The organism is Rhodoferax antarcticus ANT.BR (genome assembly GCF_001938565.1).
Lineage (GTDB): Bacteria > Pseudomonadota > Gammaproteobacteria > Burkholderiales > Burkholderiaceae_C > Rhodoferax > Rhodoferax antarcticus.
This window is the reverse complement of sequence record NZ_MSYM01000011.1, coordinates 1-24,219: the sequence shown is the minus strand read 5'-3', so window position 1 is coordinate 24,219 and position 24,219 is coordinate 1. Positions and strand designations below refer to the sequence as shown.

Sequence of the window (24,219 nt, the reverse complement as noted above, 5' to 3'; positions counted from 1 at the left end):
ACGGTTGGCTGCCAGATCAACCAGAGCTCGCTCTTGCTATACCAGTGTTGTGTTTGACCGCTTTAATGGCTTGTAGACTAATGGTCTTTTATGCCTCTAGCCCTTATGGCTAAAGCGCTAGTAGCTATTTTAGTTGTAGTAAATAAGGGCTTTTAACAAAACCAAATTCTCCCGGCAAATCCTGGCTAGACACGTCTTGGGGCAGCCACAGGCCCTGCACAACCGCATCCGCTGCAAGCGACATGTCCTGAGTGTGCACCAACCCTAAGCCGGTGTCGGCCGCCAAAAATAGGTGACCCAATTCATCGAGCCAGCAGCTTTGTATCTGCGCGCTGCGACCGATGTGGTCTTTGACCGAGTGGTCTGCCTGCACACGCCAGACCAACGGTGCGGCTTGCAGTTCTACATACACACGCTGCGGCCCGTTCTGAAAAAACCAGCGCCCCAGCACATCTGCGCTGTAGTTGCGGCCAATGAAGTCAATCAGCTTGTCGTGCTGCAGCAGCGAGCCTTTGGCACCGGGCTGGCCGCTGTCGAACGCCCCCAAGGTCTGGGCGCGGTCGTCGCGCATGTACCAGTTGCCACGGTTGTCCAACCCCAGCCAGCCATAGCAATCGGGCACGTTGGGCCATTTGGCCATGGCTTGCTTGACGATGTCATCCATGCGAAGGTCCTTGGGTTTGCAGCCAGCCCACCACTCGCTCGGGCAGGGTGCGCAGGTGGCCGGGGGGTCTGCCTTGGGCAAAACCGACATGCCCGCCGTGGCGGGGCTGCCACAGCGTGACATTTTGACCCACATGGCTGGCGTGCGGCAGGCTGTGCGCCGGCACAAACGGGTCGTTTAGCGCATTCACTACCAGGGTTGGCACCCGGATGCTCGCCAGATGTGGCTTGGCAGAGGCTCTGGCCCAGTAGTCGTCGGTGTTTTTGAATCCGTGCAGTGGTGCGGTGAACACATTGTCAAAGGCATAAAGATCGCGTGCGCCGTGCAGTGCCTGCGCACTGAACAAACCTGGGTGCTGTGCCAGCTTGAGCCGCGCCTTGGGTTTCATGCTGGCCAGAAACATGCGTGTGTACACCAGCCGATTCAACCCACGGCCGATGGCCTGGCCGCTGGCGGCCAGATCCACTGGGGCGGAAATACTCGCCACCGCGTCCACGGTGTGGCAGGCCTGGCTGCCCGCCTCTTCAGCCCAGCGCAGCAAGGCGTTGCCGCCCAGAGAGACGCCCACAACCAATATCGCGCCGCTGTGCCGTTGGCGCAGACTTTGCAAGATCCAGTCAATTTCCAGGTAGTCGCCTGAATGGTAGGCGCGCGGGGCCAGGTTGATCTCGCCGCTACAGCCCCGGAAGTGCGGCACCACGAAGGACAAGCCTTGCTGGCGGGCATGGTCGGCAAAGGCCCGTGCGTAGTGGCTTTGGGATGACCCTTCCAGCCCGTGAAACATGACCAGTAACGTGCCCGCCTGCGGCGCGTACAGCCAATCTAGGTCAATGAAATCGCCATCCGGGGTTGGCCAGCGCTCGCGTTGGTAAGGCAGCGGCGTAGCGCCCAATGCCGCGCGCTGGCGACGGGCGTGAACGGCTGGCCAGATGGTCTGCAATTGCCCGCCCGGCAACCACCAAGGCGCTACGTAGTTCATAGCTGCTGACGCTTTATCTATTTGGGCTAGAGGCCAATTTAGTGTAAAACATGCGGAGTCTCTGAAATGTCATCAGCTTCGCTGGCACCACCCGCGCTGACATGGTGTGCCACCATGCGCCAGCCCTGCGCCGTCTTGAAATACACGTTGGTTGCAATGGCATACGCATCAACTGAACCTTCGTCGGTGAGGATGTCAATGCGTTCGCGCACGCTGTGCACGGCGCTGGTCATGGACTCAATTTTCCGCAGGGCCTGCGCCTGAACGCGCACGCCGCCCCTGCTGAAGACCGCGTCAAACGCCGCACGGATGGCGCCCAGGCCCACCAGCCGCGGGCTGCCTGGATGGACGCAAATCACTTCGTCCTCATCCGCCCAGCAGGCCATCAGGCGTTCGATATCGCCGGTTTGCAACGCTTCGTAAAAATTGGCGTGTGTTTCATCGACGCAACCGCCCAAGGAGGGCGGCTTTTGAGGTGCTTTGGACATGGTAACTGCGTATTCGGGTGGGGTTTGATTTTGCCTTTGATTGCAGCGGCGGGCCGATGGCGCCATATACGCATCTTTTTGTCTTGAGTTCTGCCTAGTCAACTTGGGGTGGCGGGGCATGCGTGTGCTACCGTTACTTTTTTTGCAGTCAGGAGACGATGATGAAACGCTGGTTTTTGGTGATCTCGGCAGCGCTTGCGCTGAGCGGTTGCGGCTACAACGACTTTCAGAACCTTGACGAGCAGACCAAGTCCGCCTGGAGCGAGGTGCTGAACCAGTACCAGCGGCGTGCCGATTTGGTGCCAAACATCGTGGCCACCGTCAAAGGTGAGGCGGCATTTGAGCAAGACACGCTGACCAAAGTGATTGAGGCACGCGCCAAAGCCACCTCGATTCAGGTCACGCCTGAAACGTTGAACGATCCTGCCGCGTTGCAGAAATTTCAGGCTGCGCAAGGCGAACTTGGCTCTGCCTTGAGCCGCTTGATGGTGGTGGCAGAGCAGTATCCCAACCTCCGAGCCAATGACGGCTTCCGAGACCTGCGCGTGCAACTCGAAGGCACCGAAAACCGGGTGACTGTGGCACGTAACCGTTACATCCAAGCGGTGCTGCAATACAACGTGCTGTCGCGCAGTTTCCCCAGCAACCTGACCGCCATGGTGTTGGGTTACAAGCCCAAGGCGGGCTTCACGGTACAGAATGAGGCGGCCATTTCGACGCCACCGATGGTGGACTTCAATACAAAATGACACGTTTTTCTTCCCGCCTAGTAGCTGTTCTGCTGGGCATGTGGCTGCTGGCCGGTGTCGCACAGGCCCAGCAGCCCGTGCCCGCACTAACCGCGCGCGTGATGGACCTGAGCGGCACACTGGCACCTAAGGCACGCGGCGCGTTGGACACCAAGCTGGCGGGCTTTGAAAAAGAATCAGGCAGCCAGATCGTCGTGCTGATGGTCAGCACCACCCAGCCGGAAGACATTGCTTCTTACACCTTCCGTGTGGCTGACAGCTGGAAAATAGGCCGCAAAGCGGTGGGTGACGGCGTGCTGATGGTGGTTGCGGTGCAAGACCGGCGGGTGCGTATTGAGGTGGCCAGAACCTTGGAAGGGGCTATTCCTGACCTGGCGGCCAAGCGCGTGATTGATGAGGCGATCACTCCACGTTTTCGTGAGGGGGATTACGCTGGCGGCATTGACAGCGGGCTAAACCGGCTGATGGGCCTGGTTCGCGGTGAGGCTTTGCCCTCGCCGCCTGCCGCAAGCGCAGCTGCTAATGGACCGTTTGGCAATCTTTTTGGTCTGGATCTGGGCAATCTGCTGATTTTTCTGCTGGTGGCCGTACCGGTCATCGGCGCAGTGGCTAAAAGTATTTTTGGCGCGCGTCTGGGGTCTGTGGCCACAGGCGCTGTGGCGGGTTTGATCGCCTTTGGGATGACCGCTAGCTTGCTCATTGGTGGTTTGGTGGGCGTGGGTGCCGTAGTGGTCGCCTTGCTCTTTGCCACCGGCAATATGCCTCCCGGGCGTGGCGGTGGGCCTGGGGGCTTGGGCGGTGGTCTGGGCGGTGGCGGTGGGTTTGGAGGCAGTTCCAGGGGCGGATTCGGCGGCAGAGGTGGCGGGTTCAGTTCGGGTGGCGGCGGCGGTTTTGGCGGCGGTGGCGCCTCGGGAGGCTGGTGATGATGAAAAAATTAACCCGTCTGCTACGACACCGGTGGTCTGGCGACGCCCTGGTTCGCGCCAGTATTGCGGCGCCGGTTTTACAGAAGCTGACACACAGCGTGCAGTCTAGTGAATCGCGCCACAGTGGCGAGATTCGCATTCTGATTGAGGGTGGCCTGCCCAACAGTTACCTGTGGCGTGATGAAGCCCTCGAGCAGATTGTCCGCAGCCGCGCCCTGGCGCAATTCGGCAAGCTTGGTGTTTGGGACACCGAAAACAACAACGGCGTGCTCATTTACGTGCTGTTGGCCGAGCAGGCGATCGAGATCGTGGCCGACCGTGGTCTGAACAACCTGGTGAGTCATGACACCTGGCAGCACATTTTGCAGGCCATGCGTGACGCCTTTCGTAGGGGTGCATTTGAAAATGGCCTGCACATGGCCATTGACGAGGTGACTCGCTTACTGATGGCCCATTTCCCGCTGGCAGCGGGTGAGCACAACCCGAATGAACTACCGGACTCGCCGTTGGTGCGCTGAACATCGCTGATCCGTCGTGAATCGCTGGGCGCGACGACCGGACAACAAAAAACCCGCCGAGGCGGGTTTTTTCAGAAGCTTGGTCGCAGCGCCCGACACACGCTCAGCGGATCCTCTATTTCTTGCCGCGATAACGCCGCAGCGCGGTGATCTGAGCGGCCATGACCGCCAGCTCGGACGACGCCAATGCCAGATCAAGTTCCGACTTGGCGTTCTTGACAGCCTCCTCGGCTGCCAAACGCGAAGCATTGGCTTTCTCGTCGTCCAGATCCTTGCCACGAATGGCGGTGTCCGACAGGACAGTCACGCAATTGGGCTGCACTTCCAGAATACCGCCCGCCACAAAAATAAACTCTTCGCCGCCATCAGCCGTTTCGATGCGCACGGCGCCCGCCTTGATGCGAGTGATCAGCGGCGTGTGGCGCGGGTAGATGCCGAGTTCGCCCGCCTCTCCCGGCAAGACCACAAAGCGTGCCTCACCTGAGAAGATGGACTCTTCTGCACTGACCACGTCAACATGGATGGTATTCATGGTGAACCTGCCTTAGATTTTTTTGGCTTTTTCAAACGCTTCGTCGATCGTGCCGACCATATAGAACGCTTGTTCCGGCAGGTGATCACATTCGCCAGCCACAATCATCTTGAAGCCGCGAATGGTTTCAGCCAGAGACACGTACTTGCCAGGCGAGCCAGTAAATACTTCGGCCACGAAGAACGGCTGCGACAGGAAACGCTGAATCTTGCGGGCGCGGGCGACAATCAACTTGTCTTCTGGTGCCAGTTCGTCCATGCCCAAAATGGCGATGATGTCGCGCAACTCTTTGTAGCGCTGCAATGTGCCTTGCACCGCACGGGCGGTTTCATAATGGTCCTGGCCCACCACGTTGGGATCGAGCTGACGGCTGGTGGAGTCCAGCGGGTCTACAGCGGGGTAAATACCCAACGAGGCGATATCACGGGACAACACCACCGTGGAGTCCAAGTGAGCAAAGGTGGTCGCGGGAGACGGGTCGGTCAAGTCATCGGCTGGCACGTAGACGGCCTGGATGGAAGTAATGGAGCCCACCTTGGTGGAGGTAATACGCTCTTGCAGACGGCCCATCTCTTCGGCCAGTGTTGGCTGGTAGCCCACTGCGGAAGGCATACGACCCAACAGCGCGGACACTTCGGTACCGGCCAACGTGTAGCGGTAAATGTTGTCGACAAAGAACAGCACGTCACGACCTTCGTCGCGGAAAGCCTCAGCGATAGTCAAACCCGTCAACGCCACGCGCAGACGGTTACCTGGCGGCTCGTTCATCTGACCGTAAACCATGGCCACTTTGGATTCTTCGAGTTTCTCGAGGTTCACCACGCCAGAGTCAGCCATCTCGTGATAGAAGTCGTTGCCTTCACGGGTACGCTCACCCACACCAGCAAACACCGACAAACCGCTGTGGGCCTTGGCAATGTTGTTGATCAACTCCATCATGTTGACCGTCTTGCCCACACCGGCACCACCGAACAGACCGACCTTACCGCCCTTGGCGAACGGGCACACCAAGTCAATCACCTTGATACCGGTTTCGAGCAATTCCTGCGACGGGCTCAAATCGTCATAGGCCGGGGCAGTACGGTGAATCGACATGTGCAGCGTCGCGTTGACTGGGCCGCGCTCGTCAATAGGCGCACCGAGCACGTCCATGATGCGCCCAAGTGTGGCGGTACCCACAGGCACCATGATGGGCTTGCCGGTGTTGGACACCATCAGGCCACGGCGCAGGCCGTCGGAGGAACCCAGCGCAATCGTGCGGACGATGCCGTCGCCGAGTTGCTGCTGAACTTCCAAGGTCAGTGTCGAGCCCTCGAGCTTGAGCGCATCGTAAATGTGCGGCATGTGCTCCCGCGGGAACTCCACGTCAACCACAGCGCCAATGCACTGAACGATCTTGCCCTGCACTGCGGCCTGGGTGCTGGTAGTTTCTTGAGCCATTTGGTTTTGCTCCAATAAATTTGAATCTTGCTAAATCGCCATCAAGTTGATCAGCCCGAAATCGCGGCAGCGCCGGAAACGATTTCTGACAACTCTTTTGTGATGGCAGCTTGACGGGTCTTGTTGTAGATCAGCTTAAGTTCGCCAATCACGTTACCTGCGTTGTCGGTAGCCGCCTTCATGGCGACCATGCGCGCAGCGTGCTCAGACGCCATGTTTTCAGCCACTGCTTGGAACACCAGCGCTTCGATATAACGCACCATCAGATCGTCAATCACGGACTGCGCGTCGGGCTCGTAAATGTAGTCCCAGCCGTGTTTCTGACCGCTGGAGGCCTCGCTAGCGCGGGTTTCCTCGTTCATTTCATCGGCCGAGCGCGGCAACAGTTGCTCCATAACCACTTCCTGCTTCATCGTGTTGACGAAGCGGGTGTAAGTCAAATAAACCACTTGCAGCTCGCCTCTTGCATAAGCGTCCAGCAGAACTTTCACCGGACCAATTAGGCGCTCCAGGTGCGGGCGATCACCCAACTGGGTAACGTGCGCCACCACTTTGGCACCGACGCGATTCAGAAAGCCAAAGCCCTTGTTGCCGATGGCGACAGTTCGGGTAGTCATGCCAGCGGCCTGCACTTCGCGCAGCTTAGCGGTCACGCCACGCAGCACGTTGGTATTGAGGCCGCCACACAAGCCTTTGTCCGTCGTCACCACAATCATGCCGGCGACCTTGGCGTCGTTAGTCTTCATGAACGGATGAACGTACTCAGGATTGGCTTGGCCCAGGTGGGAAGCAATGTTGCGCACTTTTTCGGTATACGGCCGGGCGGCACGCATACGCTCTTGCGCCTTACGCATCTTGGAGACAGAAATCATCTCCATGGCCTTGGTGATCTTCTTCGTGCTTTCGAAGTTTTTGATCTTGCCGCGTATTTCCTTGCCAGTTGCCATATCAGTCTCCTTCTATTTGCGAGGTGACTTTAAGCAAAAGACTTTTTGAAGGCGGCAATGGCAGCGCTAAGTTCAGCCTCGGCATCCTTGTCCATGGCGCGTGCGGCTTCCAGCTTGGCCAGCAACGCGGCGTGCTTGTCCTTCAAGTAGCCATGCAGCCCGTGTTCAAACGCCAAAACCTTGTTGACTGGGACGTCATCCAGAAAACCTTTGTTCACAGAGAACAGCGTGGCGCCCATAAGCGAGATCGGTTGCGGGCTGTACTGCGCTTGCTTAAGCAGTTCAGTCACGCGGGCACCGCGGTCGAGTTGCTTGCGGGTGGCTTCGTCCAGGTCCGAGGCAAACTGAGCAAATGCGGCCAATTCGCGGTACTGGGCCAAGTCGGTACGGATACCGCCGGACAAATTCTTGATCAGCTTGGTTTGCGCTGCACCGCCCACGCGAGACACCGAAATACCGGCGTTGATAGCGGGGCGGATACCCGCGTTGAACAGGCTGGTTTCCAAAAAGATCTGGCCGTCAGTGATCGAGATCACGTTGGTTGGCACGAAAGCAGACACGTCACCGGCTTGCGTTTCAATGATCGGCAGGGCGGTCAATGAACCGGTCTTGCCCTTGACCTCACCCTTGGTGAAGGCTTCGACGTAGTCGGCATTCACACGAGCAGCGCGCTCAAGCAGACGGCTGTGGAGGTAAAACACATCGCCAGGATAAGCTTCACGACCCGGAGGACGACGCAGCAGCAAGGACACCTGGCGGTAAGCCACTGCTTGCTTGGACAGATCGTCATAGACGATCAGCGCATCTTCACCGCGGTCGCGGAAATACTCGCCCATGGTGCAACCGGAGTAAGCAGCCACATACTGCATCGCCGCAGACTCTGAGGCGGTAGCTGCCACCACAATGGTGTACTCCATGGCACCAGCTTGTTCCAGCGAACGCACCACGTTCTTGACGCTGGAGGCTTTTTGGCCAATCGCGACATAAACGCAGGTCATGTTCTGACCCTTCTGGTTGATGATCGCGTCGATGGCCACCGCGGTCTTGCCGGTCTGACGGTCACCAATGATCAATTCGCGCTGTCCCCGGCCCACGGGCACCATCGAGTCGATGGATTTCAGACCGGTTTGCATCGGCTGGTCAACAGACTGGCGGGCAATCACGCCTGGCGCCACCTTTTCGATCACGTCGGTCATCTTGGCATTGATCGGGCCTTTGCCATCGATAGGCTGACCCAGCGCATTGACCACTCGGCCCTTGAGCTCGGGTCCCACCGGCACTTCCAAAATGCGACCCGTGCATTTGACGGTGTCGCCTTCGGAAATGTGCTCGTACGCACCCAGTATCACGGAGCCAACGGAATCGCGCTCCAGGTTCAGCGCCAGACCGTAGCTGGGTTGACCGTCAGCGTCTGCCGGGAACTCCAGCATTTCCCCTTGCATGGCGTCGGACAGGCCGTGAATGCGGACAATCCCGTCCGTCACGGACACCACCGTGCCCTGATTGCGGATGTCCGCGCTGGCGGACAGGCCCTCAATACGGCTCTTGATCAGTTCTGAAATCTCTGCGGGATTGAGTTGCATGGCTCTTTCCTTCTTTCGTTAATTAGGCTAGCGGTCGGGGCAAAGCCTCAAGCCGACAAAGCCATTTTCATTTGTTCCAAACGCGCCTTGACCGATGTGTCAAGAACCTCGTCACCTATGACCACCCTGATGCCACCAATGAGCTCCGGCTGCAACGCCACCAAAACATTGAGCTTGCGACCGAACCGCTGCTCCAAAACCTTGGCCGTATCTGCCAGCGCAGTACCTTCGATCGGGAACGCACTGAAGATCACCGCATCACTGGAGCCGCTTTGAGCGTTGGCTAGCGAGCGAAATTGCGCGGCGATTTCTGGCAGAAAACTGAGCCGATTGTTGTCGATCACCATACGCAGGAAATTCTGCGCATGCGCATCCAGTGCAGTTTTCATGACATCGGAAATCACGCCATAGGTTTGCTCTGACGTGGTCTTCGGGCTATCTGCAAACTGCAGCAACTGAGGCTCGGCAGCAACACAAGCCAACTCGTCGAGCCAGCCCAGCACGGTCTTGGCGTCGGCCCCACAGGCCTTGTACAAGGCCTCAGCATAGGGACGCGCGATAGTGGCAAGTTCAGCCATGGTGTTCTCTTAGAGCTCGGTCTTCAAACGATTCAGCAAGTCAGCGTGAACGCTGGCATTGACCTCTTTGCGCAGAATCTGCTCAGCACCCTTGACCGCCAAAGCAGCGACCTGCTCACGCAGCGCTTCGCGCGCCTTGATCACTTGCTGCTCAGCTTCGGCCCTGGCAGAGGCAACAATCTTGTTGCCCTCTTCGGTGGCTTTGCCCTTGGCCTCTTCGATGATCGTCAGTGCGCGACGCTCTGCATCAGCCAGACGGCCCGCGGTCTCGGTGCGCGATTTGGCCAATTCTTGCTCCACCCGCTGATTGGCGGAAGAGAGTTCGGATTTGGCTTTGTCGGCAGCGGCCAGACCGTCTGCTACTTTTTGTATGCGCTCATCCAGTGCTTTTGCGATCGGCGGCCACACAAATTTCATCGTGAACCCGACAAGCATCAGGAACACGATCATCTGAATTATTAAAGTACCGGTAATGCTCACTTGTGGTCCTTGCCCCCGAGACGCAACGCGCCAAACAGGGAATGAATGTCGTTGATCCGGCGAGGCTTACTTCGGCAGATTGGCGATTTGCGCCAGGAACGGGTTGGCAGTGGTGAACCACAGCGCAATACCCACACCGATAATGAACGCAGCGTCAATCAGACCCACCAACAAGAACATCTTGGTTTGCAAAACGCCCATCAGTTCGGGCTGGCGCGCAGCCGCCTCAAGGTACTTGCTACCCATGATGCCGATACCGATACAGGCACCCAGTGCGCCTAGACCAATGATCAGGCCGGCGGCCAATGAAACAAAGCTAATGACTTCCATAATGACTCCTAAGGAATTTAGTTAACAAAAAAAAGGGAAAAGAACTTAAGAAAACTCAGTGACTATCGTGCGCCTGACCGATGTACACCAACGTCAACATCATGAAAACGAAGGCTTGCAACACGATAATCAGAATGTGGAAGATGGCCCAGACAAGTCCCGCGACAATGTGACCAGCCGCCAGGGCAAAACCGGTCACTGACAGCGTGAATGCCCCGCCCATCATGGCAATCAGCAGGAAGATCAACTCACCTGCATACATATTGCCAAACAGTCGCATGCCGTGCGAAACTGTTTTTGCTACAAATTCAATCAATTGCATCATGAAGTTGAACGGCCACAGCAGAGGATGCGCACCAAACGGCGCCGTGAACATCTCATGCATCCAGCCGCCAAAACCCTTGATCTTCACGTTGTAGTACAAGGAAATCAGCAGCACCGCCAGCGACAAGCCCATGGTGATAGACAGATCGGCAGTGGGCACAACGCGCATATAAGCATGCTCAGGATCATGCCCTGCGGCACCATAAATCCATTCCCAGATCAGCGGCAGCAAGTCCACGGGCAACAAGTCCATGGCGTTGAGCAAAAGAATCCAGACAAAAACAGTCAGCGCCAAAGGAGCGACGAATTTGCGGCTTTCAGCGCTGTGCACAATGTCTTTAGCTTGCGTGTCCACCATCTCAACCAGAATCTCGACGGCAGCCTGAAAACGGCCCGGCACACCCGATGTCGCCTTGCGGGCAGCCAACCAAAGCACCCAGCAACCAAGGACACCCAAGGCAATGGACCAAAACATGGAATCGTAATTGAAGACTGTGAAGTCAACGACATTGGCCGGCGGGTGATTTTGGAAATGGGTCAAGTGATGAACAATGTACTCACCGGCAGTCTTACCTTGTTCCGCAACGTGTTCTTCAGTAGCCATCAGTCACTCTTAGATAAATTACTTTTGCCGCGAGGCGTCAACTTAACCGCACCAACTGGCGTCTGCGTTTGAACGCCAGCGCCAGCCAATACACCTTGAGGGTGATTGCCAAGCCAGCCAACATGGCCGGCCAACTTAAATCCGTCACCCAACGATGGGCCGCAAAAAGCATGCCCAAAGTTACCAAAATCTTGACCAACTCCCAGACGAAGAAGCTTATCACAGCCGATCCGGGAGAGGACTTAGAGAACTTGCTGGTCAGACTCCGGACAAACAACGCCGCCGGAAGCACAACCGCCAATACACCGCACAACACCGATCTCGCAATCACTCCGCCAAACAGCAGCCATGCCAAACCGACCACCACACAACCCACTCCAGCCTGACCGGCTACCACCCACCAAGGGGTGCTGACCGGGTTGGCCGCCTTCACCGCCGCGATCTGCTCTGGGGTCAGGGGAACCGGAGGCTCTTGTGCGTCTTCACAGTCAGAGTCACGCCATTCGGTAGGTGGTATTGTCGCCATTAACATTACGCTTACTTTACAGTCCAAGCCAAACGGATTAGCCTAAGATTATATGAATAAGCCATTACCCGACTGAAGCCACACCGGTATCGCCATGAACACCCCACCCACCAAGCCACCATCGAACACGCCAACGGACAGCCCTGCTGTCTCGCTGATCGAGTATCCGTGCCAGTTTCCCATCAAGGTGATGGGCGTGAAGACGGACCATCTGGTGTCTGCCATCACCCACATCGCCCTTCAGTTTGACGCGGGGTTCGATGCCGAAACGATTGAGCTGCGCCCCAGCAAAGGCGGCAAGTATCTGGGTGTGACGATCACCGTGACCGCCACCAGCCGCGAGCAACTTGACGAGCTGTACCGCACGCTCTGCACGCATCCGATGGTCAAGGTGGTGCTGTAAGGACTCGCACAGAATTAGCATGCCCACGCTCGACTGGCTTAACCGCAGCGCCGCTTTCACCACGGCTGCCAATGTGCCCTACCGGCTGCTGGACGCCGTGGCCACTTATGGCAACGGCCCTGGCACCACCGACAACCTGCTGATTCAGGGCGACAACCTGGAAGCCTTGAAGGCGCTGCTGCCGTTTTACCGTGGCCAGGTGAAGTGCATTTTTATCGACCCACCGTACAACACCCAAAGCGCCTTCGAGCACTACGACGACAACCTGGAGCACGCCCAGTGGCTGAGCATGATGCTGCCGCGCCTGCAACTGTTGCGCGAGCTGCTGCGCGAAGACGGCTCAATCTGGGTGACGATTGATGACAACGAGGGGCACTACCTCAAGGTGCTGATGGACGAGGTGTTTGGGCGGGGGAATTTTGTGGCGACTGCTACGTGGCAAAAAACAACCAGCGTGCATAACAACGCAGAATTTTTCTCTTCCGCAAGCGATCAACTCCACGTTCACGCTAAAAACCGCGATCACTTTTTATTCAACAGGATTCCACGGAGCGAGAGAAATGCCAATGATTATTCAAACCCTGACAACGATCATCGAGGAAGTTGGTCTTCCAGCCCATTGCATGTCAGCCTGACCTCGGGGCAACGAGGTGCGCAATATGCGCGAAGCGGGACATCAACTGGCTTGTTTCCAATGCTTAGCCCGGGTGGCGCTAAGGTGTACCCGCCAGCCGGTAGAGCTTGGGCATATTCAGAAGAAACTCTGGCAGGCATGGAATCAGAGGAAAAAATCTGGTGGGGCAAAGACGGTAACAATCAACCACGACTCAAGCGCTTTCTATCGGAGCAGCTCGATGGGGTTGTTCCCACGACCATTTGGCTTTCGTCCGAGGTTGGGCATAACCAAGAAGCAAAAGCAGAGATGCTTGCGCTGCGAGGCAGCCTTGATTCGGAGCTTTTCGCGACACCAAAGCCAGAACGCCTAATCCAGCGCATCCTCCACATCGCCACCAACCCACGCGACCTCGTCCTAGACAGCTTCCTCGGCTCCGGCACCACTGCCGCCGTCGCGCACAAAATGGGGCGGCGCTGGATTGGCATCGAAATGGGCGAACACGCCGCCACGCACTGCCTGCCCCGCTTGCAAAAAGTCATTGACGGCGAGCAAGGCGGCATCAGCAAGGCCGTTGGCTGGGGCCAAAACGCCGCCCATGTCAAAGCCGCCAACGGCTCGGGCGAATTGTTTGAGGCACCCGTACCCTGGCAAGGCGGCGGCTTTCGCTTCATGCAGCTCGGGGCGCCGGTGTTTGACGCGCAGGGCCGCATTCACCCCGATGTGCGCTTTGCCACGCTGGCCGCCTTCATCTGGCAACAGGAAACTGGCCACACTTGGACAGGCTACCCCGCGTCACCTGCGCCCTGTGATGCCAGACAAGGCACGCCTTACCTTGGCACTCACTCCATAGTTGATAGCTACTTGCGCATATCAGACAAGGGCTCAGGGCCTATTTCGGCATTAAACGGCAGCGACTCAGATGGCGCAACGCAACCCTCACCCCAACCGGCCCACGAAGGGCCGGGCAGCACCGGTGCCCCACAGCCAACGGACGTGGCGCACTACCTGCTGTTCAACGGCATTTTGGGCGACAAGCGCCCGGCCAGCGGCAATGTGCTGACGCGCGATGTGCTCGACGCGCTACTGGACCTGCACGCCAGCACGCCATCGCCTGCCGCGCCTCTGCTGGTGTACGGCGAAGCCTGCCGCCTGGGCCCCGCCCGGTTGGCGCTGGCGAACGTGACGTTCAAGCACATTCCTTATGACGTGCGGGCAAGGTGAGCATGCCTAACACCATGACCGCCAAAGAACTGCAACTGTGGCTGCACACGCAGTTCCCGGTGGAGAACGAGCGCCATGAGTGGAAGGAATGGCGCAGTCTGAAATCCAACATTTCAGGCCGCAAGGGCGAAGACCTGGTGTCTTACGTATCGGCACTGGCCAATATGGACGGTGGCTGCGTGGTGATCGGTGCGCAAGACAAGACGCTGGTGACCACAGGCATTCAGGACTTTGCCGATTACACGCCAGAAAATGTGGTGCACCGCATTCTGGGCAAAACGCCCGGACTGCCGTCGCTGGGGCTGCGCATTGAAGTGCTGCAAGCCAGCGACACTGGTGCCATCGTCTGGCTGGTGCATGTGCCGCGCCATGCAGCCCGCCAACCGGTGCTGGCGCATGACAGGGCTTGGCAGCGCGATGGCGACAGCCTGACCGATCTGCGCGAGGACAGACGCAAGGCCATTCTGAACGAACTGATGGCAGGCCATGACTGGAGCGCTGGCGTGCTGACGACTGCCACCCTGACCGACCTGGACCCGCAAGCCATTGCCAAAGCCCGCGAAAAATTTGCCACAAAGCACCAAAGGGAGCGCTGGGCGGCTGACATTGAAACGTGGAGCGTCACAGAGTTTCTGGACCGCGCCAAGATCACGCTGCATGGGCAGATCACCCGCACCGCCTTGCTGCTACTGGGGCGGCCCGACAGTGTGGCGCTGCTGACACCCAACTCGGCAGAAATCAGTTGGCTGGTGCGTGAAGAGCGCATCGCCAAACTGGCTGCTTCGTGGATGGCGAGCCAGAAGACTATTTCACTGGCCAGCGCACCCCCAGTGTTTACCGCAACCCGTGGCTGGCGCGGGCCATGACTGAAATCGGCATGATTGACAAGGGCGGTTACGGCATTCGAGAGATGGTGGCCGGCCAGCGCAAGCGTTATTTGCCGCTGCCCGATTACGAGGGCTCAACGCCGACTGAGACGATGTTCAACATCTACGGTCAGGCGATTGATGAGAACTACAGCAAGCTGCTGATGGAGCGGTCTGATTTGCCGCTGGAACAGGTGATCTGGCTGGACCGGGTGCAGAAGAAGGAGCCGGTCGCTGCAACCCACGTCGCCGTACTTCGTAAGGCTGGACTGATCGAAGGGCGCAAGCCCAACTATTTAGTCTCGTCCCATGTGGCGAACGTGACCGGCACACGCGCCGAGTACACCCGCAACAAAGGCCTGGATGACCAATACTACAAAAAACTCATCCTGCAGCACATCCAGAATTTCAAATCGGTTTCTGGCTCAGATATTCGAACGTTGCTGCGGGACAAACTGCCAGATTCACTTTCTGTCGCGCAAAAGCAGGTGAAGATAAAAAACTTGCTCTCGGCACTTCGCACGCATGGCCTGGATGGTCAAAAAATAGCGACGCACGGCACCGGCAAAGGTGCTCGGTGGGAGATCAGCAAGCTTTGATTTTTCGGATAGTTGACGAAAAAGTAATCCAGACTATCCGTAAAACTATCCGAAATTTTTTAACAATCCTATATACACCAACGACTTACATTGGATATTTGGGTTAAAACTTATCTAACCCAATCCGGATATTTAACCCATGACCACCCTCGCCCTCAAGTCCTACCAACAAGCTGCCCTTGACGCGCTGGCCGGTTTTGCCCGCGCCGCCCAAGTCAAAGGCCCGGCGCTGGCGTTTGGTGAGCTGGTCGGGCGGCCCTACAACCCCGACCCGTTTGGTGCCGTGCCGTGCGTGTGCCTGCGCATTCCCACTGGTGGGGGCAAGACGCTGCTGGCAGCGCATGCGGTAGCCACGCTGGCGCGCGAGTGGCGGGCCAGCGACGCACCCGTGGCGGTATGGCTGGTGCCCAGCGACACGATTCGCAGCCAGACGCTCAACGCGCTACAAACCACCGGCCACCCGTACCGCGACGCGCTACAGGCCAGCTATGGCGCGGAAGTAAGGGTGTGCGTGCTGGAAGACCTGGCCAACATTGCCCCCAGCGACTGGGGCCAGCGCGCCATTGTGGTGGTGGCCACGATTCAGAGCTTTCGCATTGACGACACCGACAAGCGCAACGTGTACAGCTTCTCGGAGCACTTTGAGCGGCATTTCAAAGGCTGCGACGCGCAGCGTCTGCGGGTTTTGCATGATTTGCCCGATGCCATGGTCACGGCGGAAGAAGCCGCCGCCGATGGCGCTGGCGTGCGTGCCGGTATTTTGAAAGGTTTTGTTGGCCAGCCGCGCTGGAGCCTGGCCAACTGGCTGGCGCTGCATGAGCCACTGTTGATCGTGGATGAGGCGCACAACACCAAAACCGACAAGAGCTTTACCGCCCTCAAGCGCCTCAACCCGAGCGCCATTCTGGAGCTGACCGCCACACCGATTGCGACCCAAACCAACGTGCTGTACCACGTCAGCGCGCAAGAGCTGGCCGCTGAAGCCATGATCAAGCTGCCGATTGCGCTGGCCGAGCACCCGCTGGGCTGGCAGCAGGCGGTGTTTGCCGCCGTGCAAACCCAGCGTGCGCTAGAGGGCGAGGCACTCAAAGACGAAGCTGAGGGCTTCGGCTATGTTCGCCCCATCGTGCTGTTTCAGGCGCAAAACGAGAACGACGACGTACCGCCCGCCGCCTTGCGCCAGCACCTGCACGACGAGCTGCACATCCCCAAAGAGCAGATCAAAATAGCCACCGGCGACACCAAGGAGCTGGACGGCCTGAACCTGGCCGCGCGCGATTGCCCGGTGCGCTTTGTCATCACCGTGCAGGCGCTGCGCGAGGGCTGGGACTGCCCGTTTGCCTACGTGCTGTGCTCGCTGCAAAAGCTCTCCAGCGCGACAGCAGTAGAGCAGTTGCTGGGGCGCGTGCTGCGCATGCCGTATGCCAGCCGACGCGGGCGCGAGGCGCTGAACCGGGCTTATGCGCATGTTTGCGAGGCCAAGTTTTCAACCGCCGCCAGCGCGCTGGCCGACCGATTGATCAACCACATGGGCTTTGAGGCGCTGGACGTGGCAAGCATGCTGGTGCAGCAGTCCTTGTTGCCAGTTTTTGATAAAAATCAGCCTACAGCCCTTATTGAATATGCGCCAGTAGCTACTGATTTTGCAGCAAATTCAGTGCCTGCAGCGCTGCACAATGCGCCGGGCATTGCGGTGGTGCAGCTGGCGGGCGAGCAACGCGTGGTGGTCACCGGGCACATTGGCACCAAGGTTGAAGCGCTGCTGATGGCGCAGGTGCGCGGTGCCAAAAAGCAGGCGCAGGTAAAAGACAAGGTGGCGCAGCACAATGCGCTGGTGGCCGCGCAAGCTGCCCCGGCCTCACGCGGCGCGCACTTTGCGCCGGTTCCGACGCTGGGCTACCGCAGCACGGCGCAAGGTCAGCTCTGGCCGCTGGAGGTTGAGGCCGTGCTGGAAACCGTGACGCTGGATTTGCTCACGCCCGATGCGGTGCAGTTGCCGGACTTTCATATTGTCGAGCAGTCCAACAGTTTCGAGATTTACCTGAAAGACGCGCACGTCCAGCTGCGCGCGGCTGATGCCAGCCAGATTGCACTGGATTACGGCTCCAGCAGCATCAGCGCCGATGACCTGGTGCGCTGGCTCGATCAGTCGCTGTTTCAAAAGCTGCCTGACTTCACCCAGAGCCAGCGCCGCGCCTATTTCGCAGCCGTCGTCAACCACCTGCTGCATGAAAAAGGCCTCTCGCTGGTGGCGCTGGCCAAGGCCCGCTTCAAACTGGCGCAAGACATTGAGGCCCGCGTAGCCGACCTGAAAGACCGCGCGGCCAAGGCGCAGTTTCGCCAACTGGTGCTGCAGGAAACCTGGACGATTGAGCCCGACTGGGTGCAGCCGCTGCTGTTTGTGGCCAACCGCTACCCGGCCCCGGCGCTCTCACGCTACAGCGGGCGCTACCAGTTCAACAAGCACTTTTACCCGGTGCTGGCCGATTTGAAAGACGGCGGCGAAGAGTTTGCCTGCGCCCAGTTGCTTGATGCCCACCCCGCCGTCATGCACTGGGTGCGCAACCTTGACACCGCGCCTTGCGGCTTTGCGCTGGCCACGTCACGTGGGCGCTTTTTTCCGGACTTTGTGGCGGAACTGGCGGGCGACGGGGTCAACTCAGGGCGCATTGCGGTGCTGGAGTACAAGGGCGCACATTTGCTCAACGACCCGTATGAGATTGAAAAACGCCAGGTGGGCGAGCTGTGGGCGCGCAACAGCCAGGGCCGCTGTTTGTTTGGCTACATCACCAAAGACCGGGGCGGCATGGGCATGACCGGGCAGATCAACGCCTTGCTTAACCTCAGACTTCATGATCCGCACGGAATCCATGTAGCATGGTGAAAGCCTGGTTGTGACTTTGTGGGAGGGCTGGCAAGCCCGAATTCGCGGCTGCCGCCGCTCCTACAAGTGCCCGTCCTATTCCTGAAAAAAGCAAACTGTGCCTATACGCATCAGGAAGTCTGAACCTATGACCATCGACACCCTGTTTCTTGGCCGCGTGGACTACCAGTCCACTTATGCAGCCATGCAGGAATTTACAAGCCAAAGAGGCCTGCAGCCCTTACAGGATGTGCGTGATAAGCTATGGATTTGCGAGCATGACCCGGTCTACACACAAGGTCTGGCGGGCAAGGCTGAACATATTTTCAACCCCGGCAACATCCCGGTGGTGCAAACCAACCGGGGCGGCCAGGTGACTTACCACGGGCCGGGGCAAGTGGTGGCCTACCCGCTGATGGATTTGAAACGCGCGGGTTATTTCATCAAGGAATATGTTTACCGGATTGAAGAAGCCGTCATTCGCACGCTGCTGCACTTCGACATCACCGGGCACCGGGTGGCGGGTGCGCCGGGGATTTATGTGCGGCTGGACGTCCCGCGCTCACACGCGCTGCTGGCGCAGCGGCCGCAAAAAATCGTCAAAGCTGCGCAATTGGGGTCAGAGCCGTTCCGCTACGCGGCCGGATCTGACCCCAATTCCTGCACCGATACGCCGTCAGTTCGCCATCAGAAGGTCAGCCCCGACTTCACCGGTCTGGGCAAAATCGCCGCTTTGGGCATCAAGGTCAGCCGCAACTGCACATACCACGGCGTGGCGCTGAATGTGGCGATGGACCTGGAGCCCTACTCGCGCATCAACCCCTGCGGCTACCAGGCGCTGCAAACCGTTGATCTTTCTACAATTGGCGTTTTTGCTGCGTGGCAAGAGGCCGCCGAGGTGCTGGCTGACAAGCTGGTGATTTACCTGGGCCACTGACCACCACAGCCAGCGCTGGCTCGCAAGCGCCGCGCCTTATCGATCGACCTTCTGCCCCACAAAGCAACACATGACGACAAGCTCAGACAACCACACCGTGCGCGAAGTCCAAACGGCCGAGAACTACGACCCCAGCGCCAAGCAAAAAGCGGCGGCCAAGCTGTCGCGCATCCCGGTCAAGGTGGTGCCGGGCGAGATTTTGCGCAAACCCGAGTGGATTCGCGTCAAGGCCGGCAGCCCCAGCACCCGTTTTTACGAAATCAAAGACGTGCTGCGCAGCAACAAGCTCGTGACCGTCTGCGAGGAAGCCAGTTGCCCGAACATCGGCGAGTGCTTTGGCAAGGGCACCGCCACCTTCATGATCATGGGTGACAAATGCACCCGGCGCTGCCCGTTTTGCGACGTGGGCCACGGCCGCCCGGACCCGCTGGACATGAATGAGCCAGTGAATCTGGCCAACACCATTGCCCAGCTCAAACTGAAATACGTGGTGATCACCAGCGTTGACCGCGATGATTTGCGCGACGGTGGCGCGGGTCATTTTGTGGCTTGCATCCAGGCCATCCGCGACAAGTCCCCACAAACGCAAATTGAGGTGCTGGTGCCCGACTTCCGTGGCCGTGACGACCGCGCGCTCGACATCCTAAAAACCGCACCGCCCGACGTCATGAACCACAACCTGGAAACGGCGCCACGCCTGTACAAAGAGGCCCGCCCCGGCTCGGATTACCAATTCAGCCTGAACCTCTTGAAGAAGTTCAAGGCGCTGTTTCCCAATATTCCGACCAAGAGCGGCCTGATGGTCGGCCTGGGCGAGACCGACGACGAGATTCTGGCGGTGATGCAAGACATGCGCGACCACGGCATCAACATGCTGACCATCGGCCAGTACCTGGCGCCCTCTACCTCCCACCTGACGGTGAAGCGTTATGTGCACCCGGACGTGTTCAAGATGTTTGAGACCAAGGCTTACGAGATGGGCTTCAGCCACGCCGCCGTCGGCGCCATGGTGCGCTCCAGCTACCACGCAGACCAGCAGGCCGGGCACGCCATGGGTCAAACGGCGGCCTGAGTACTTATATATTAATAGCTACTAGCGCAATAAATACAAGGGCTAGAGGCCAATTTCATGCCTAACAATGACACGCTACACGGACTCTGGCTGGACCTGACGTCACTCGCCCAACGCACCAGCACGGCGGTCTACGGACGTGCCCTGGCGCTGTACCGCAGTCAAAAAGTCCTGACCTTGACGATCACGCCCGACCAGAACCGCTGGCTGCTGGAAGGCGCGGTGCAGGGCAGCCAACGTGAGCCCTACCAGGTCGAGGTCGACCTCAAGCGCGGCATCAACGGGCAGGTACTGGACTGGGACAGCGACTGCACCTGCCCGGCGGGCTACCAGTGCAAACACGCGGTGGCGCTGCTGATCAAGGCCGCCTACAAAGGCCAAGTCCTGCTGGGGCACAGCACCGCCAGCGTACCGACCACGCCCGCCACCCCGGAGCAACTCGAAGCCCGCCGCCTGGCCGAACTGGCGCGCCAGCAAGCCGCCGAGCAGTTGGAAGCCGACAACCAGGTGGTGCGCTGGCTCAACGAACTGGCCCGCACCGCCCCCCGGCCAGCGGATGCGCTGCCGCCGCAAAGCGCCCCAAGCCGACCCGGCACCGCAGCAGCGCGGCCCGAGCAGTTTTTGTACCTGCTGTCCATCCTGAACCCGCAAGGCCCCAACCCGCAACTCAGCCTGGAGGTGGTTACCTCCTACCCCAAGGTCACTGGCGGCTGGGCCAAGGCCAAGCAGCTCAAGCACCAGCCCGAGCGCGGCCAGCCCCTGTTTGACCTGGCCAGCGAGGCCGACCACGATGTGCTGCAGCTCATTCGCGCCATGCCGGGCAGCTCCATCCAGTATTACTACAGCTACAGCGCGCGCAGCAAGATCACGCCCGAGGGCAAATACGGCGTGCAGATTCTGGAAAAAGCCGCTAGCACCGGGCGGCTTTTTGTGCTGACCCCACCCAGCCAGCCTGGCACACCCGTTGAATGGGGGCCACCGCTGGCCCTGCAATGGGAGTGGCATGAAGTCAGCGCTAGCATCAACGCCAAATCCGGTTGGGCGTTGCGTGCCAAACTGGGTGATGACCAAGCCAAAATTTGCCTGAACAACCCGACTCTGTACTTGGATGCTGTCAACGGGCGCTGCGGCCTGGTCGACGTGCAAGGCATGAGCTCTGGCCAGATTGCCGTGCTGCTAAAAACCCCACCGCTCAAGTCAGAAGCACTCAAAAATCACCAGCCCGACCTGATTGCGCACCTCGGTGCGGTACCGCTACCGCCGGTGCTGGAGCCATTGCCCACCCTCAAAGGCATCACGCCCAAAGCCTGCCTGCTGCTTCAAGCCGTGCCGCCAGAACGCATGCCAGACGACGGCCTGATGCTGATGCGCCTGAGCTTTGACTACAACGGCCACCGTGGCTGGTGGGTGGGCCAGGGCACCACCGTGCTGGTGGAAGGCCCCAGTGGCCGGGCCATGCTGCAGCGCGACCCGCAAACCGAGCTGGAAGCCATCGTGCGCCTGCGCGACTGGGGCTTTGCCAGCAGCGGGCGCGATGTGTTTGGCGTGCCCGGTGATGCGTCACAGCACATCTGGCTGCAACTGGCCGACACCGATTACGCGTCGCTGCGTGAAGCCGGGTTTGAGGTGACGCTGGACGACACGCTGGTCAACTGGATCAGCCACGCCAGCGCCTTGAACGTCAACCTGCAAGCGCAGGGCGACGACGAAGCCACCTCGCCGTGGTTTGACCTGTCGCTGGGCATGGAAATCAACGGCCAGCGTCACAACATCCTGCCGCTGCTGCCCAGCCTGATCAGCACCGCCGCCATGAGCCCGCGCGATGCGGTCACCGGCCTGCCTGACCTGCCGCCATTTGTCTACCTGCCGAATCCGCAAGGCGGCTTCATCCGCCTGCCCACCGACAACCTGAAACCCTGGCTGGGCGCGTTACTCGAATTGGTGGGCGACCGCGACCACGACTTTTCTGGCGAGAGCTTGAATCTCTCGCGCCTGGACGCCATGCGCACCACCGCCGCTTTAGGCGAAGGCGCCGTGTGGGAAGGTGCCCAGCACCTGCGTGAGATGGTGCAAAAGCTAAAGTGCAACACCGAGCTGCCCGAAGTGCCGCTGCCCGCCAGCGTGCACGCCACGCTGCGCCCCTACCAGCAGCAGGGCGTGAACTGGCTGCAGTTTCTGCGCGAATACGGCCTGGCCGGCATCCTGGCTGACGACATGGGCCTGGGCAAAACCCTGCAAACGCTGGCGCACATCCAGATCGAAAAAGACGCCGGCCGCCTCACCGCGCCTGCGCTGATCATTGCGCCAGTGAGCCTGATGGGCAACTGGCGCCGAGAGGCCGAGCGCTTTTGCCCGGACCTGCGCTGCCTGGTCATCCACGGCGCGGACCGGCATGAGGTCAGCGGCAGCACGCACGCGCACGACATCGTCATCGCCCCGTATTCGCTGCTGCCGCGTGACCGCGAAGGCTGGTTGCAAGGCCAATGGCATCTGGTGGTGCTGGACGAAGCGCAAAACATCAAAAACGCCAACACCTTCGCCGCTGAAGTAGCCAGCGAGCTGAAAGCCCGCCATCGCCTGTGCCTCTCAGGCACGCCCATGGAAAACCACCTGGGTGAAATCTGGAGCCTGTTCCACTTTTTGATGCCTGGCTTTCTGGGCAGCCAAAAACGCTTTACCGAACTGTTTCGCAAACCCATCGAAAAGCAGGGCGACCCCGAAGCGCTGCAGCAGCTGCGCGCGCGTGTTACCCCGTTCATGCTGCGCCGCACCAAGGCGCTTGTGGCCAATGAGCTGCCGCCCAAAATCGAGACGGTGATGCGCGTGGAGCTGACCGGCAAACAAGCTGATCTGTACGAAACCATCCGCCTGGGCATGGAAAAAACCGTGCGCGAAGCGCTCAGCACCAAAGGCTTGGCCAAGTCACAGATCACCATTCTGGACGCCCTGCTGAAACTGCGCCAAGTCTGCTGCGACCCGCATTTGCTTAAATTGGACGCCGCGAAAAAAGTCAAAACCTCGGCCAAGCTGGAGCAACTGATGGCGCTGCTGCCCGAGATGCTCAGCGAGGGCCGGCGCATTTTGCTGTTTTCGCAGTTCACCAGCATGTTGACGCTGATCGAGGCCGAACTGGCCAAACGCAAGCTGACCTGGGTCAAACTCACCGGTCAGAGCCAGAAGCGCGACGACCTGATTGAGCAGTTCACCAGCGGCAAGGTGCCGCTGTTTCTGATCAGCCTGAAAGCCGGTGGCGTCGGCCTGAACTTGCCACAGGCCGACACGGTGATTCACTACGACCCCTGGTGGAACCCGGCGGTGCAAGCCCAAGCCACCGACCGCGCTCACCGCATCGGCCAGACGCAAAGCGTGTGGGTGGTGAAACTGGTGGCGCAAGGCACGATTGAGGAACGCATTCTGGCGCTGCAAGAGCGCAAAGCCGCGCTGGCTGAGAGCATGTACAGCGGCTCGGTCGGGCGCAAACAGCCGCTGTTTACCGAGAGCGATCTGGCGGAGTTGCTGAAGCCTTTGTCGACCTGATGGCGCTATATTTATAGTAGCTTCTTGCGCTTTACTGATAAGGGCTGGAGGCTGATTTGACGTGTAACCTGTGCTATTGGCGGGCGATCTGTGTGAGTGTCATAAGGCGCCAGGCAGGCAGCGGTTTTGGCTAGCAGAAGATGGGTTGGGGCGGCGGCCTCATACTGTCAAAGGCCCAGAAAATCGGCCGCCACCCCAACCCATCCCCTGCTGGCGAGCGCTTCGGGTGCTCGAACGATGAAACTCCAAGTCAAAGAGGACGGACGATGGCGGGTGTGCTGCGAAAGGAGTCAATGGACATGGAGGGCTGTAAATAGGGACTCGACCAAATGTGGCCCAACACATGACTCCATTTGATCGGCCACTGTATTCACTACTCCAGCCATCCGTTTTCTGGACATTGAATGATCCACGAGTAAGTTGCCACTTTTGAGCCA

General features: G+C 59.2%; 23 protein-coding genes. 11 read left to right on the top strand and 12 right to left on the bottom strand.

Annotated elements, in window-relative coordinates:
- Nucleotides 1–124: 124 nt before the first annotated feature.
- The 3 genes from BLL52_RS07090 to BLL52_RS07080 are packed head-to-tail and all read right to left on the bottom strand — an operon-like array spanning nucleotide 125 to nucleotide 2,131.
- Nucleotides 125–664, bottom strand: a complete 540-nt coding sequence (locus tag BLL52_RS07090; RefSeq protein ID WP_075586009.1) for a DUF2946 family protein — start codon at nucleotides 662–664, stop codon at nucleotides 125–127.
- Nucleotides 657–1,643: a YheT family hydrolase gene (locus BLL52_RS07085; RefSeq protein WP_075586008.1), complete on the bottom strand. Its 987-nt coding sequence runs from the start codon at nucleotides 1,641–1,643 to the stop codon at nucleotides 657–659. The genes BLL52_RS07090 and BLL52_RS07085 overlap by 8 nt, the downstream gene beginning before the upstream one ends.
- A 38-nt stretch (nucleotides 1,644–1,681) precedes the next feature.
- Entirely contained in the window at nucleotides 1,682–2,131 is a 450-nt protein-coding gene (locus BLL52_RS07080; RefSeq protein ID WP_075586258.1) for a YybH family protein, read from the bottom strand.
- 158 nt (nucleotides 2,132–2,289) lie between these two features.
- Between BLL52_RS07080 and BLL52_RS07075 the strand changes: the two genes are divergently transcribed.
- From BLL52_RS07075 to BLL52_RS07065, 3 genes are read left to right on the top strand one after another with little or no spacing between them, the layout of a single operon-like run.
- Nucleotides 2,290–2,880, top strand: coding sequence for a LemA family protein (locus BLL52_RS07075; protein ID WP_406681818.1), 591 nt, complete (start codon nucleotides 2,290–2,292; stop codon nucleotides 2,878–2,880).
- A complete protein-coding gene (locus BLL52_RS07070) occupies nucleotides 2,877–3,803 on the top strand; it encodes a TPM domain-containing protein (RefSeq protein ID WP_075586007.1) in 927 nt (308 codons plus the stop codon). Before BLL52_RS07075 ends, BLL52_RS07070 begins: the two co-directional genes overlap by 4 nt.
- A complete protein-coding gene (locus tag BLL52_RS07065; RefSeq protein ID WP_075586006.1) occupies nucleotides 3,803–4,324 on the top strand; it encodes a TPM domain-containing protein in 522 nt (173 codons plus the stop codon). Before BLL52_RS07070 ends, BLL52_RS07065 begins: the two co-directional genes overlap by 1 nt.
- Before the next feature lie 115 nt (nucleotides 4,325–4,439).
- Here the strand turns inward: BLL52_RS07065 and BLL52_RS07060 are convergent, their stop codons facing one another.
- From BLL52_RS07060 to BLL52_RS07020, 9 genes are all read right to left on the bottom strand, one after another.
- Nucleotides 4,440–4,856 (bottom strand): F0F1 ATP synthase subunit epsilon, encoded by a 417-nt coding sequence (locus BLL52_RS07060; protein ID WP_075586005.1) that lies wholly within the window; start codon nucleotides 4,854–4,856, stop codon nucleotides 4,440–4,442.
- A gap of 12 nt (nucleotides 4,857–4,868) precedes the next feature.
- A complete protein-coding gene (atpD, locus tag BLL52_RS07055) occupies nucleotides 4,869–6,296 on the bottom strand; it encodes a F0F1 ATP synthase subunit beta (RefSeq protein ID WP_075586256.1) in 1,428 nt (475 codons plus the stop codon).
- A gap of 50 nt (nucleotides 6,297–6,346) precedes the next feature.
- The gene (gene atpG, locus BLL52_RS07050; RefSeq protein ID WP_075586004.1) at nucleotides 6,347–7,243 is read right to left on the bottom strand and encodes a F0F1 ATP synthase subunit gamma; all 897 of its coding nucleotides are present in this window, start codon (nucleotides 7,241–7,243) and stop codon (nucleotides 6,347–6,349) included.
- Nucleotides 7,244–7,272: 29 nt separating this feature from the next.
- Complete coding sequence (gene atpA / locus BLL52_RS07045) at nucleotides 7,273–8,826, bottom strand: F0F1 ATP synthase subunit alpha (RefSeq protein ID WP_075586003.1); 1,554 nt, start codon at nucleotides 8,824–8,826, stop codon at nucleotides 7,273–7,275.
- Nucleotides 8,827–8,873: 47 nt separating this feature from the next.
- The gene (locus BLL52_RS07040; RefSeq protein WP_075586002.1) at nucleotides 8,874–9,404 is read right to left on the bottom strand and encodes a F0F1 ATP synthase subunit delta; all 531 of its coding nucleotides are present in this window, start codon (nucleotides 9,402–9,404) and stop codon (nucleotides 8,874–8,876) included.
- A 9-nt stretch (nucleotides 9,405–9,413) separates the two neighbouring features.
- Nucleotides 9,414–9,884: a F0F1 ATP synthase subunit B gene (locus tag BLL52_RS07035; RefSeq protein ID WP_075586001.1), complete on the bottom strand. Its 471-nt coding sequence runs from the start codon at nucleotides 9,882–9,884 to the stop codon at nucleotides 9,414–9,416.
- Nucleotides 9,885–9,950: 66 nt separating this feature from the next.
- Nucleotides 9,951–10,214, bottom strand: a complete 264-nt coding sequence (atpE, locus tag BLL52_RS07030) for a F0F1 ATP synthase subunit C (protein WP_075586000.1) — start codon at nucleotides 10,212–10,214, stop codon at nucleotides 9,951–9,953.
- 55 nt (nucleotides 10,215–10,269) lie between these two features.
- The gene (atpB, locus tag BLL52_RS07025) at nucleotides 10,270–11,142 is read right to left on the bottom strand and encodes a F0F1 ATP synthase subunit A (RefSeq protein WP_075585999.1); all 873 of its coding nucleotides are present in this window, start codon (nucleotides 11,140–11,142) and stop codon (nucleotides 10,270–10,272) included.
- A 37-nt stretch (nucleotides 11,143–11,179) separates the two neighbouring features.
- Nucleotides 11,180–11,575 carry an ATP synthase subunit I gene (locus tag BLL52_RS07020; RefSeq protein WP_241839063.1) on the bottom strand — a complete coding sequence of 132 codons (396 nt, stop codon included), beginning with the start codon at nucleotides 11,573–11,575 and terminating at the stop codon, nucleotides 11,180–11,182.
- A 187-nt stretch (nucleotides 11,576–11,762) separates the two neighbouring features.
- On the opposite strand from BLL52_RS07020, the gene BLL52_RS07015 reads away from it, so the two are divergent.
- From BLL52_RS07015 to BLL52_RS06980, 8 genes are all read left to right on the top strand, one after another.
- Nucleotides 11,763–12,071: an HP0495 family protein gene (locus tag BLL52_RS07015; RefSeq protein WP_075585998.1), complete on the top strand. Its 309-nt coding sequence runs from the start codon at nucleotides 11,763–11,765 to the stop codon at nucleotides 12,069–12,071.
- Between the two features lie 19 nt (nucleotides 12,072–12,090).
- A complete protein-coding gene (locus tag BLL52_RS07010) occupies nucleotides 12,091–13,908 on the top strand; it encodes a site-specific DNA-methyltransferase (RefSeq protein ID WP_075585997.1) in 1,818 nt (605 codons plus the stop codon).
- 14 nt (nucleotides 13,909–13,922) lie between these two features.
- On the top strand, nucleotides 13,923–14,774 hold the full coding sequence (locus BLL52_RS07005; RefSeq protein ID WP_206744490.1) for an AlbA family DNA-binding domain-containing protein: 852 nt from the start codon (nucleotides 13,923–13,925) through the stop codon (nucleotides 14,772–14,774).
- Nucleotides 14,771–15,373: a hypothetical protein gene (locus BLL52_RS07000; RefSeq protein WP_241839061.1), complete on the top strand. Its 603-nt coding sequence runs from the start codon at nucleotides 14,771–14,773 to the stop codon at nucleotides 15,371–15,373. Before BLL52_RS07005 ends, BLL52_RS07000 begins: the two co-directional genes overlap by 4 nt.
- 139 nt (nucleotides 15,374–15,512) lie before the next feature.
- Nucleotides 15,513–18,257 (top strand): DEAD/DEAH box helicase, encoded by a 2,745-nt coding sequence (locus BLL52_RS06995; protein WP_075585994.1) that lies wholly within the window; start codon nucleotides 15,513–15,515, stop codon nucleotides 18,255–18,257.
- A gap of 127 nt (nucleotides 18,258–18,384) precedes the next feature.
- Entirely contained in the window at nucleotides 18,385–19,173 is a 789-nt protein-coding gene (lipB, locus tag BLL52_RS06990; protein WP_075585993.1) for a lipoyl(octanoyl) transferase LipB, read from the top strand.
- Between the two features lie 70 nt (nucleotides 19,174–19,243).
- On the top strand, nucleotides 19,244–20,245 hold the full coding sequence (gene lipA, locus BLL52_RS06985; protein ID WP_075585992.1) for a lipoyl synthase: 1,002 nt from the start codon (nucleotides 19,244–19,246) through the stop codon (nucleotides 20,243–20,245).
- A 57-nt stretch (nucleotides 20,246–20,302) separates the two neighbouring features.
- On the top strand, nucleotides 20,303–23,782 hold the full coding sequence (locus BLL52_RS06980) for a DEAD/DEAH box helicase (protein ID WP_083633835.1): 3,480 nt from the start codon (nucleotides 20,303–20,305) through the stop codon (nucleotides 23,780–23,782).
- The last annotated feature ends 437 nt before the right edge of the window (nucleotides 23,783–24,219 follow it).

What these genes read in the sequence shown, in the direction of transcription:
- BLL52_RS07000 (WP_241839061.1), top strand. Translation starts at nt 14,771, where the DNA reads ATGACTGAAATCGGCATGATTGACAAGGGCGGTTACGGCATTCGAGAG.
- BLL52_RS06980 (WP_083633835.1), top strand. Translation starts at nt 20,303, where the DNA reads ATGCCTAACAATGACACGCTACACGGACTCTGGCTGGACCTGACGTCA.
- atpB (WP_075585999.1), bottom strand. Translation starts at nt 11,142, where the DNA reads ATGGCTACTGAAGAACACGTTGCGGAACAAGGTAAGACTGCCGGTGAG.
- BLL52_RS07060 (WP_075586005.1), bottom strand. Translation starts at nt 4,856, where the DNA reads ATGAATACCATCCATGTTGACGTGGTCAGTGCAGAAGAGTCCATCTTC.
- BLL52_RS07080 (WP_075586258.1), bottom strand. Translation starts at nt 2,131, where the DNA reads ATGTCCAAAGCACCTCAAAAGCCGCCCTCCTTGGGCGGTTGCGTCGAT.
- BLL52_RS07065 (WP_075586006.1), top strand. Translation starts at nt 3,803, where the DNA reads ATGATGAAAAAATTAACCCGTCTGCTACGACACCGGTGGTCTGGCGAC.
- atpE (WP_075586000.1), bottom strand. Translation starts at nt 10,214, where the DNA reads ATGGAAGTCATTAGCTTTGTTTCATTGGCCGCCGGCCTGATCATTGGT.
- atpD (WP_075586256.1), bottom strand. Translation starts at nt 6,296, where the DNA reads ATGGCTCAAGAAACTACCAGCACCCAGGCCGCAGTGCAGGGCAAGATC.
- BLL52_RS07040 (WP_075586002.1), bottom strand. Translation starts at nt 9,404, where the DNA reads ATGGCTGAACTTGCCACTATCGCGCGTCCCTATGCTGAGGCCTTGTAC.
- BLL52_RS07010 (WP_075585997.1), top strand. Translation starts at nt 12,091, where the DNA reads ATGCCCACGCTCGACTGGCTTAACCGCAGCGCCGCTTTCACCACGGCT.
- lipB (WP_075585993.1), top strand. Translation starts at nt 18,385, where the DNA reads ATGACCATCGACACCCTGTTTCTTGGCCGCGTGGACTACCAGTCCACT.
- BLL52_RS07090 (WP_075586009.1), bottom strand. Translation starts at nt 664, where the DNA reads ATGGATGACATCGTCAAGCAAGCCATGGCCAAATGGCCCAACGTGCCC.
- atpA (WP_075586003.1), bottom strand. Translation starts at nt 8,826, where the DNA reads ATGCAACTCAATCCCGCAGAGATTTCAGAACTGATCAAGAGCCGTATT.
- BLL52_RS06995 (WP_075585994.1), top strand. Translation starts at nt 15,513, where the DNA reads ATGACCACCCTCGCCCTCAAGTCCTACCAACAAGCTGCCCTTGACGCG.
- lipA (WP_075585992.1), top strand. Translation starts at nt 19,244, where the DNA reads ATGACGACAAGCTCAGACAACCACACCGTGCGCGAAGTCCAAACGGCC.
- BLL52_RS07075 (WP_406681818.1), top strand. Translation starts at nt 2,290, where the DNA reads ATGATGAAACGCTGGTTTTTGGTGATCTCGGCAGCGCTTGCGCTGAGC.
- BLL52_RS07015 (WP_075585998.1), top strand. Translation starts at nt 11,763, where the DNA reads ATGAACACCCCACCCACCAAGCCACCATCGAACACGCCAACGGACAGC.
- BLL52_RS07070 (WP_075586007.1), top strand. Translation starts at nt 2,877, where the DNA reads ATGACACGTTTTTCTTCCCGCCTAGTAGCTGTTCTGCTGGGCATGTGG.
- BLL52_RS07005 (WP_206744490.1), top strand. Translation starts at nt 13,923, where the DNA reads ATGACCGCCAAAGAACTGCAACTGTGGCTGCACACGCAGTTCCCGGTG.
- atpG (WP_075586004.1), bottom strand. Translation starts at nt 7,243, where the DNA reads ATGGCAACTGGCAAGGAAATACGCGGCAAGATCAAAAACTTCGAAAGC.
- BLL52_RS07085 (WP_075586008.1), bottom strand. Translation starts at nt 1,643, where the DNA reads ATGAACTACGTAGCGCCTTGGTGGTTGCCGGGCGGGCAATTGCAGACC.